This window comes from Pseudomonas sp. GW821-FHT01A09, assembly GCF_058986725.1.
The window spans coordinates 72,915-82,404 of sequence record NZ_JBYSWB010000024.1; the positions used below are offsets into that span (position 1 = coordinate 72,915).

Annotated in this window: 3 protein-coding genes and 1 pseudogene; all 4 read left to right on the forward strand. The window is 64.4% G+C overall.

Annotated elements, in window-relative coordinates; genetic code table 11:
* The first annotated feature begins 75 nt into the window (after window positions 1-75).
* The 4 genes and pseudogenes from AC3WJP_RS22640 (at window position 76) to AC3WJP_RS22655 (ending at window position 9,169) form a co-directional block, all read left to right on the forward strand.
* Window positions 76-1,377, forward strand: coding sequence for an MdtA/MuxA family multidrug efflux RND transporter periplasmic adaptor subunit (locus AC3WJP_RS22640; RefSeq protein WP_493722825.1), 1,302 nt, complete (start codon window positions 76-78; stop codon window positions 1,375-1,377).
* A pseudogene (locus AC3WJP_RS22645) lies at window positions 1,374-4,502 on the forward strand (MdtB/MuxB family multidrug efflux RND transporter permease subunit); the annotation flags it as partial. The gene AC3WJP_RS22640 and the pseudogene AC3WJP_RS22645, both read left to right, overlap by 4 nt.
* Before the next feature lie 78 nt (window positions 4,503-4,580).
* Window positions 4,581-7,688: an efflux RND transporter permease subunit gene (locus AC3WJP_RS22650; protein ID WP_493722824.1), complete on the forward strand. Its 3,108-nt coding sequence runs from the start codon at window positions 4,581-4,583 to the stop codon at window positions 7,686-7,688.
* Entirely contained in the window at window positions 7,685-9,169 is a 1,485-nt protein-coding gene (locus AC3WJP_RS22655; protein WP_493722823.1) for an efflux transporter outer membrane subunit, read from the forward strand. The genes AC3WJP_RS22650 and AC3WJP_RS22655 overlap by 4 nt, the downstream gene beginning before the upstream one ends.
* Window positions 9,170-9,490 lie beyond the last annotated feature (321 nt).

Below are 9,490 nucleotides of genomic sequence, written 5' to 3' on the forward strand. Positions count from 1 at the left end.
TGCTAAATACGTATCAATGCTTATCTTGCATCCCTCTGAATGTAATAGCCTTCTTGAACAAGGGTCGTCCACCCCATGCAATCGTCCGATTCGCGCCGTTTCCCCCTTCGCTGGCTGTTGTTCGTGGTGCTATTACTGGGGCTGGCGGGCGCTGCCTGGTGGTACTGGGCGCACCGCGCTGAAACCAGTGAAACCGGCGCTGGCCACAGCGCTGCGGCGGGCAGCCATGGCGGGCACTCCGGGCGTCGCGCAGGCGGACCGGGCCGGCCCGGCTTCGGCGGTTCGGAGGAGCCCACGCCGGTGCGCGTCGCGGCGGTCACCCAGGGCGATTTCCCGGTCTATTACAAAGCGCTGGGGACAGTGACATCGACCAACACCGTGAGCGTGCGCAGCCGCGTTGCCGGGGAGCTGGTCAAGGTCAATTATCAGGAAGGGCAAGTGGTCAAGGCCGGCGATCTGTTGGCGCAGATCGACCCGCGCAGCTACCAGATCGCCCTGCAGCAGGCGCAAGGCACCCTGGCGCAGAATCAGGCGTTGCTCAAGAACGCCCAGATCGACCTGCAGCGTTATCAAGGGCTGTTCAAAGAGGACAGCATCGCCAAGCAGACCCTCGACACCCAGGCATCGCTGGTGGGGCAGTATCAGGGCACCATCAAGACCAACGAGGCCGCAGTCAACGATGCCAGGCTCAATCTCGATTTCACTCAGATTCGCTCGCCGATCAGCGGCCGCGTCGGGCTGCGCCAGTTGGACGTCGGCAACCTGGTAGCCGCCAATGACACCACCGCACTGGCGGTCATCACCCAGATGCAGCCGATCACCGTGGTGTTCACCCTGCCGGAAGCCGAGCTCAACCCGGTGCTGGAGCGCTATCACAGTGGCGCCACGCTACCCGCCGAGGCCTGGGACCGTGGCGATGCCAAGCTGCAGGCCACCGGCGTGCTGGCCAGCCTCGACAACCAGATCGATATCACCACCGGCACCTTGAAGTTCAAGGCGCGCTTCGAGAACCGTGACGAGGCGCTGTTCCCCAATCAGTTCGTCAATATCCGTCTGCTCGCCAATACCCTGAAGAATGTCGTGCTGGCGCCGAGTGCGGCGATCCAGTTCGGCACCGATGGCAGTTATGTCTACGTGGTCGGAGAGGACAAGAAGGTCAGCCTGCGCCAGCTCAAACTCGGCGCCAGCGACGGCTCGTCGACGGTCATCGTCGATGGCCTCAAGGCCGGCGAACGGGTGGTGCTCGAAGGCACCGATCGCCTGCGCGATGGCAACGTCGTAGAGGTGGTCAACGATCCGAGTCAGGTGCCCACGGAGCCGCGCCAGCATCTGCAAGGCAAGGACGCGAACGTCGGTGAAGGCAAGCGCGGCGCATGAACCTCTCCCGCCTGTTCATCCTGCGCCCGGTCGCCACCACCCTGAGCATGCTGGCCATCATCCTTGCGGGTGCCTTGGCCTATCGGCTGCTGCCGGTGGCGGCGCTGCCCCAGGTGGATTACCCGACCATCCGGGTCATGACGCTGTACCCCGGCGCCAGCCCCCATGTGATGACCAGCGCGGTGACGGCGCCGCTGGAGCGCCAGTTCGGGCAGATGCCGGGCCTGCAGCAGATGGCCTCGACCAGTTCCGGCGGTGCTTCGGTGCTGACCCTGCGGTTCAGTCTCGACATCAATATGGACGTCGCCGAGCAGGAAGTGCAGGCCGCCATCAACGCCGCCACCAACCTGCTACCCAGCGATCTGCCGGCGCCACCGGTGTACAACAAGGTCAATCCGGCCGATACCCCGGTGTTGACGGTCGCGGTCAGCTCGAAAACCATGCCGCTGCCCAAGCTCAACGACCTGGTCGACACCCGTATGGCGCAGAAGCTGGCGCAGGTGTCGGGCGTCGGCATGGTCACCATCGCCGGCGGCCAGCGCCAGGCGGTACGGATCAAGGTTAACACCCAGGCGCTGGCAGCCCACGGCCTCAATCTGGAGGATGTGCGCACCTTGATCGGTGCCTCCAACGTCAACCAGCCCAAGGGCAATTTCGACGGCCCGACGCGGGTGGCGATGCTCGATGCCAACGACCAGCTGCGCTCGCCGCAGGAATACGCCAACCTCATTCTCGCCTACAGCAACGGCTCGCCGCTGCGACTCAAGGACGTTGCCGAGATCGCCGACGGTGCCGAGAACGAACGCCTCGCGGCCTGGGCCAACAAGAACCAGGCGGTGCTGCTGAATATCCAGCGCCAGCCAGGCGCCAACGTCATCGAGGTGGTCGATCGCATCAAGGCGGTACTGCCCTCGATTACCGACAACCTGCCCGCCGGCTTCGATGTCACCGTACTGACCGATCGCACCCAGACCATCCGCGCCTCGGTCAAGGATGTGCAGCTCGAGCTGTTCATCGCTATCGCCCTGGTGGTGATGGTGACCTTCATCTTCTTGCGCCGTGCCAGCGCCACACTGATTCCGTCGGTAGCGGTGCCGCTGTCGCTGATCGGAACCTTCGGGGTGATGTACCTGGCGGGTTTCTCCATCAATAACCTGACGCTGATGGCCATGACCATCGCCACAGGCTTCGTGGTGGACGACGCCATCGTCATGCTGGAAAACATCTCCCGGCATATCGAGGAGGGCGAAACACCGATGCAGGCAGCGCTCAAGGGCGCCCGGCAGATCGGTTTCACCCTGGTGTCCCTCACCCTGTCGCTGATCGCGGTGCTGATTCCGTTGCTGTTCATGGCCGACGTGGTGGGGCGCTTGTTCCGCGAGTTCGCCATCACCCTGGCGGTAGCGATCCTGATTTCGCTGGTGGTGTCCCTGACCCTGACGCCGATGATGTGCGCGCGACTGCTCAAACGTGAACCGCAACCCCACGAGCAGGGGCGTTTCTACCGGGCCAGCGGGCTGTGGATCGACTGGCTGATCGAACGCTACAGCCACGGCCTGCGCTGGGTGCTGCGGCATCAGCCACTCACCCTGCTGGTGGCCGTCGCCACGTTGGGCCTGACCGTGGTGCTCTACATCCTGGTGCCCAAGGGCTTCTTCCCGGTGCAGGACACCGGCGTGATCCAGGGTATTTCCGAGGCGCCCCAGGCAATTTCGTTCAAGGCCATGAGCCAGCGCCAGCAAGCGCTGGCGGACATCATCCTGCAAGACCCGGATGTCGATAGCCTGTCGTCGTACATCGGCGTCGATGGCGACAACGCCACGCTCAACAGCGGGCGCTTGCTCATCAACCTCAAGCCCCATGATCAGCGCAGCCTCACCGCCAGCCAGATCATCGCCCGCCTGCAGCCCAAGGTCGATACGCAGGTGGGCGTGCGCCTGTTCATGCAGCCGGTACAGGACCTGACCATCGAGGACCGCGTCAGCCGGACCCAGTATCAATTCAGCCTGTCGTCCCCCGACGCCGACATGCTCGCCACCTGGAGCGACCGCCTGGTGCAGGCGCTCAAGCAGCACCCCCAGCTCACCGACGTCGCCAGCGACCTGCAGGACAAGGGCCTGCAGCTGTACCTGAACATCGATCGGGACACTGCCAAACGCTTGGGCGTCAATGTGTCCGATATCACCAATGCGCTTTACGACGCCTTCGGTCAGCGGCAGATTTCCACCATCTATACCCAGGCCAGCCAATACCGTGTGGTGCTGCAAGCGGCCGACGGCGGCGTGATCGGCCCGCAGGCGCTGGAGCAGATCTACGTCAAGACCAGCAATGGCGCCGCCACCTCGACCAGCAATACCGCCACGGGCACCAACTCCGACACCTCGACCACCGCAACGGGCGGCCAGGTCCGGCTGTCGAGCCTGGCGCGCATCGAGCAGCGCCAGACGCAGTTGGCGATCGCCCACATCGGCCAGTTCCCGGCGGTCATGATGTCGTTCAACCTGGCGCAGGGCGTATCCCTGGGCGAAGCCGTCGCGCTGATCGATCAGGTGCAGCAGGACATCGGCATGCCGCTGGGAGTACGTACCGAATTCCAGGGCGCGGCGCAGGCCTTCCAGGCATCGCTATCGAGCACCCTGTGGTTGATCCTGGCGGCCATCGTGACCATGTACATCGTGCTCGGGGTGCTCTACGAGAGTTTCATTCACCCGGTCACCATTCTGTCGACGCTGCCATCCGCTGCCGTCGGCGCCTTGCTGGCGCTGATCCTCACCGGTAACGATCTGGGCATGATCGCCATCATCGGCATCATCCTGTTGATCGGCATCGTCAAGAAGAACGCCATCATGATGATCGACTTCGCCCTCGACGCCGAGCGCAGCCGCGGTATCGATCCGCAGACGGCGATCTTCGAGGCGGCGCTGCTGCGTTTTCGGCCCATTCTCATGACCACGCTGGCAGCGCTGTTCGGTGCGGTGCCGCTGATGCTGGCAACAGGTTCCGGCGCGGAATTGCGTCAGCCACTGGGCCTGGTGATGGTCGGCGGGCTGCTGGTGAGCCAGGTGTTGACCTTGTTCACTACGCCGGTGATCTACCTGTATTTCGATCGACTGGGCCGTCGCTGGCGGCCGAAGACTCGTCCTCAGGAACCGCAAGGCGATGACAGCGCGCTAGCGACAGGGCCGCGCCATGAGTGACGCGCGATGAACATCTCCGGGCCGTTCATTCGCCGCCCCGTGGCGACGCTGCTCCTGAGCCTGGCGGTGATGCTGCTGGGTGGGGTGGCGTTCCGGCTGCTGCCGGTGTCGCCGTTGCCGCAGATGGACTTTCCGGTGATCGTGGTCACGGCGCAGTTGGCCGGCGCCAGCCCCGAGGTCATGGCTTCGACGGTCGCTACGCCACTCGAGCGTGCCTTCGGCAGCATCGCCGGGGTCACCAGCCTCAATAGCCGTTCCACCCAGGGCTCGACCCGGGTGATTCTGCAGTTCGATCTCAAGCGCGACATCAACGGCGCCGCCCGTGAAGTCCAGGCCGCCATCAACGCCTCGCGTTCGCTGCTGCCCAGCGGCATGCGCAGCATGCCCACCTATAAAAAGGTCAACCCCTCGCAAGCGCCGATCATGGTGCTGGCGTTGACCTCGACGGTGCTGCAGAAGGGCGAGCTCTACGACCTGGCCTCGACCATCCTGTCCCAGAGCCTGTCCCAGGTGAATGGCGTCGGCGAAGTGCAGGTGGGGGGCAGTTCGTTGCCGGCGGTGCGAGTCGAGCTCGAGCCCCAGGCGCTCAGCCATTACGCCGTGTCGCTGGACGACGTGCGCAGCGCCATCGCCAATGCCAACGTGCGCCAGCCCACCGGCTTCGTCGAGGACGCCGCCAACAGCTGGCAGGTGCAGACCAACGACCAGCTGGAAAAGGCCAAGGACTATCGACCGCTGATCATCCGCACCCAGGACGGTGCGGTGTTGCGGCTGTCGGATGTCGCTCGGGTCAGCGATGGCGTCGAGAACCGCTACAACGCCGGCTTCTTCAACAAGCAGGCAGCGGTGTTGCTGGTGATCAACCGCCAGACCGGCGCCAACATCATCGAGACGGTCAGGCAGATCAAGGCGCAGTTGCCGGTGCTGGAGTCGCTGCTGCCGGCCAGCGTCAAGCTCGACCTGGCGATGGACCGCTCGCCGGTCATCACCGCCAACCTGCACGAAGCCGAGCTGACCTTGCTGATCGCCGTCGGCCTGGTGATCCTGGTGGTGTTCCTGTTCCTCGGCAACTTCCGCGCCTCGGTGATCCCGTCGCTGGCGGTGCCGGTGTCTCTGGTCGGCACCTTTGCGGTGATGTACCTGTACGGGTTTTCCCTCAACAACCTTTCCTTGATGGCCTTGATCCTCGCCACCGGGCTGGTGGTGGACGATGCCATCGTGGTGCTGGAGAACATCTCGCGGCGCATCGACGAGGGCGAGGCGCCGCTGCAGGCCTCTTACAACGGCGCTCGGGAGGTGGGTTTCACCTTGCTGGCGATGAACGTCTCGCTGGTGGCGGTGTTCCTCTCGATCCTGTTCATGGGTGGCCTGGTCGAAAGCCTGTTCCGCGAGTTTTCCGTGACCCTGGCGGCGGCGGTGCTGGTGTCGTTGCTGGTGTCGGTGACGCTGACCCCGATGCTCTGCTCGCGCTGGCTGCGGCCACACACCAAAGGCACGGAAACCCGTCTGCAGCTTGCCAGCGCGCGGCTCAACGAGCGGCTGGTGGCCGGCTACGACCGCACCCTGGGCTGGGTGCTGCGCCATCCGCGCCTGACCTTGCTGGTGCTGCTGGTGACCATCGGCGTCAATATCGCCCTCTACGTGGTGGTGCCCAAGACCCTGCTGCCCCAGCAGGATACCGGGCAATTGATGGGGTTCATCCGTGGCGACGACGGCATGTCGTTCGCAGTGATGCAGCCGAAAATGGAAATCTATCGCCACGCCTTGCTGGCGGACAAATCGGTGGCCAGCGTCGCCGGCTTCATCGGTGGCAACAACGGCACCAACAACGCCACGGTGCTGGTGCGCCTCAAGCCCATCGAGCAGCGCGACGACAACGCCCAGCAGATCATCGATCGACTGCGCAAGGATCTGCCGCCGGTACCAGGCGCGCGGCTGTTCCTGATGGCCGATCAGGACTTGCAGTTCGGCGGCGCCCGCGACCAGCAGACTTCGCAGTACAACTATGTGGTGCAGAGCGACGACCTCGCGGCGTTGCGCCTGTGGTTTCCCAAGGTGGTGGCGGCGTTCCGGGGGCTGCCGCAGCTGACCGCCATCGACGCCCGCGAAGGCCATGGCACTGCCCAGGTCACGCTGGTGGTCGATCGCGATCAGGCCAAGCGCCTGGGCATCGACATGAGCAGGGTCACGGCGGTACTCAACAACGCCTATAGCCAGCGACAGGTTTCGACCATCTACGACAGCCTCAATCAGTACAAGGTGGTGATGGAAATCAACCCCAAGTACGCTCAGGACCCGATCACCCTCAATCAAGTGCAGATCATCACTGCGTCCGGTGCCACGGTGCCGCTGTCGGCAATTGCCCATTACCAGAACAGCCTGGCGGACGACTCGGTCAGCCACGAGGGGCAGTTCGCATCGGAAGACATCTCGTTCGATCTGGCCGAAGGCGTATCTCTGGATCAGGCCGGTGCGGCCATCGAGCGGGCACTGGCTGGCGTCGGCCTGCCATCGAGCATCATCGTCAAGAATGGCGGCACCGGCGGTGCCTTCGCCGCGGCTCAAAGCGGCCAGCCGCTGATGATTCTGGGGGCCTTGGTGATGGTGTACCTGGTGCTCGGGATCCTCTACGAAAGCTATGTGCATCCACTGACCATCCTCTCCACCTTGCCGTCGGCGGGGGTAGGGGCCTTGCTGGCCATTTACCTGACTGGCGGGGAATTCAGTCTGATTTCGTTGTTGGGCTTGTTCCTGCTGATCGGCGTGGTGAAGAAAAACGCCATCCTGATGATCGACCTGGCCTTGCAACTGGAGCGCAACGAGGGCATGACCCCGCTCCAATCGATCCGCCATGCCTGTCTGCAACGCTTGCGGCCGATCCTGATGACCACCATGGCCGCCATCCTCGGCGCCTTGCCCTTGCTGCTGGGCACGGCGGCCGGGGCCGAGATGCGCCGTCCGCTGGGCCTGACCATCATCGGCGGGCTGGTGCTCAGCCAGATTTTGACGCTTTACACCACCCCGGTGGTTTACCTTTCTCTGGATCGCCTTCGTCACCGGGTCAACCGCTGGCGCGGGGTGCGTACCGATGTTGCCCTGGAAACTCCGCTATGACTGCTCGCTTTCCTGATTCCCCGCCCGCGGCCCTGACGGTGCATCTGTTCGCGGCCCGCGGCTCGCGCGTGGTGGGGCTCGCGCTGTGCGCGCTGATGCTCAGCGCGTGCGCCGTGGGGCCGGATTACCATCGCCCGACGGTCGCCGCGCCTGCGCAGTTCAAGGAGGCCAGCGGCTGGCGCCAGGCTCAGCCCAGTGACGCCTTGGCGCGCGGTGCCTGGTGGGAGTTGTATGGCGATGCACAGCTGAACGGGCTGGTGGAACAGCTCAACCGCTCGAACCAGACGGTCGCGCAATACGAGGCCCAATACCGTCAGGCGGTGGCGTTGGTGCGCAGCGCCCGCGGCGCGTTCTTCCCCAGCCTGACGCTGAACGCCAGCAAGAACCGCGCGAGCCAAGGCACCGGCAGCAGCGGTTCGAGCCTGAGCAGTTCCAGCAGTGGTATCCGCGACACCTACAGCACCCAGCTCGGGGTCAGTTGGGAGGCCGATGTATGGGGGCGCCTGCGCCGCGGCCTGGAGGCCGATACGGCCAGCGCCCAGGCCAGCTATGCCGATCTGGCCGCGATGCGCCTGAGTCTGCAATCGCAACTGGTGCAAGCCTATCTGCAGTTGCGGGTACTGGATGAACAGAAGCGTCTGCTGGAATCGACCCTCGAAACCTATCAGCGCTCCCTGACCCTGACCCAGAACCAATACAAGGCTGGCATCTCGGGCCAGGACGCTGTGGCACAGGCGCAGACGCAGTTGAAGTCGACCCAGGCCGATCTGATCGACCTGATCTGGCAGCGCGCCCAGCAGGAAAACGCGATCGCCGTGCTCACCGGGCAGGCGCCGGCGAACTTCAGCCTAGCGGCGGTGCAGAGCGTGCCGCAATTGCCGGCGATTCCCTTGGGCGTGCCGTCACAGTGGCTGGAGCGCCGCCCTGACATCGCTTCCGCCGAGCGCGCGGTGATCGCCGCGAACGCCAATATCGGCGTGGCCAGGACCGCCTATTATCCGGACCTGACCCTGAGCATGGCCGGTGGCTACAGCAGCAGTACCTTTGCCAATTGGATCACCTTGCCCAACCGCTTCTGGTCGGTGGGGCCGCAATTGGCCATGACCCTGTTCGACGGCGGCCAGCGCGCCGCTGAAGTGCAGCGCACCGAGGCGGTCTACGACCAGACCGTGGCGCAATACCGGCAAACGGTGCTCAACGGTTTTCAGGAGGTGGAAAACTACCTGAGCCAGTTGAAGGTGTACGAGGACGAGGCGGGGGTACGCCAGCAGGCGCTGGATGCGGCGCGACAGTCGTTGCGCTTGACCACCAACCAGTATCGCGCAGGGGTGATCGGCTATCTGGACGTGGTGACGGTGCAAGCGACGGCGCTGAGCAATGAACGCACGGTGTTGGCGTTGCAGCAAAGCCGCCTGATCGCTAGTGTGCAGCTGATTGCCGCATTGGGTGGCGGCTGGGATGGGGCGTTGAATCGCCCGTGACGTAGGGCACTGTAGGAGCAGAGCTTGCTCGCGAAGGGGCCGGTGGCCACACCACATGATTCAGGGTGCTACACCTGACGCCTTCGCGGGCAAGCCCGGCTCCCACAGGCTACTGCGGTGTACGGCACTGTAGGAGCAGAGCTTGCTCGCGAAGGGGCCGGCAGCCACACAACATGATTCAGGGTGTTGCGCCTGACGCCTTCGCGGGCAAGCCCGGCTCCTACAAGTTATTGCGGTGTAGGCCACTGTAGGAGCAGAGCTTGCTCGCGAAGGGGCCGGTGGCCACACCACATGATTCAGGGTGCTACACCTGACGCCTTC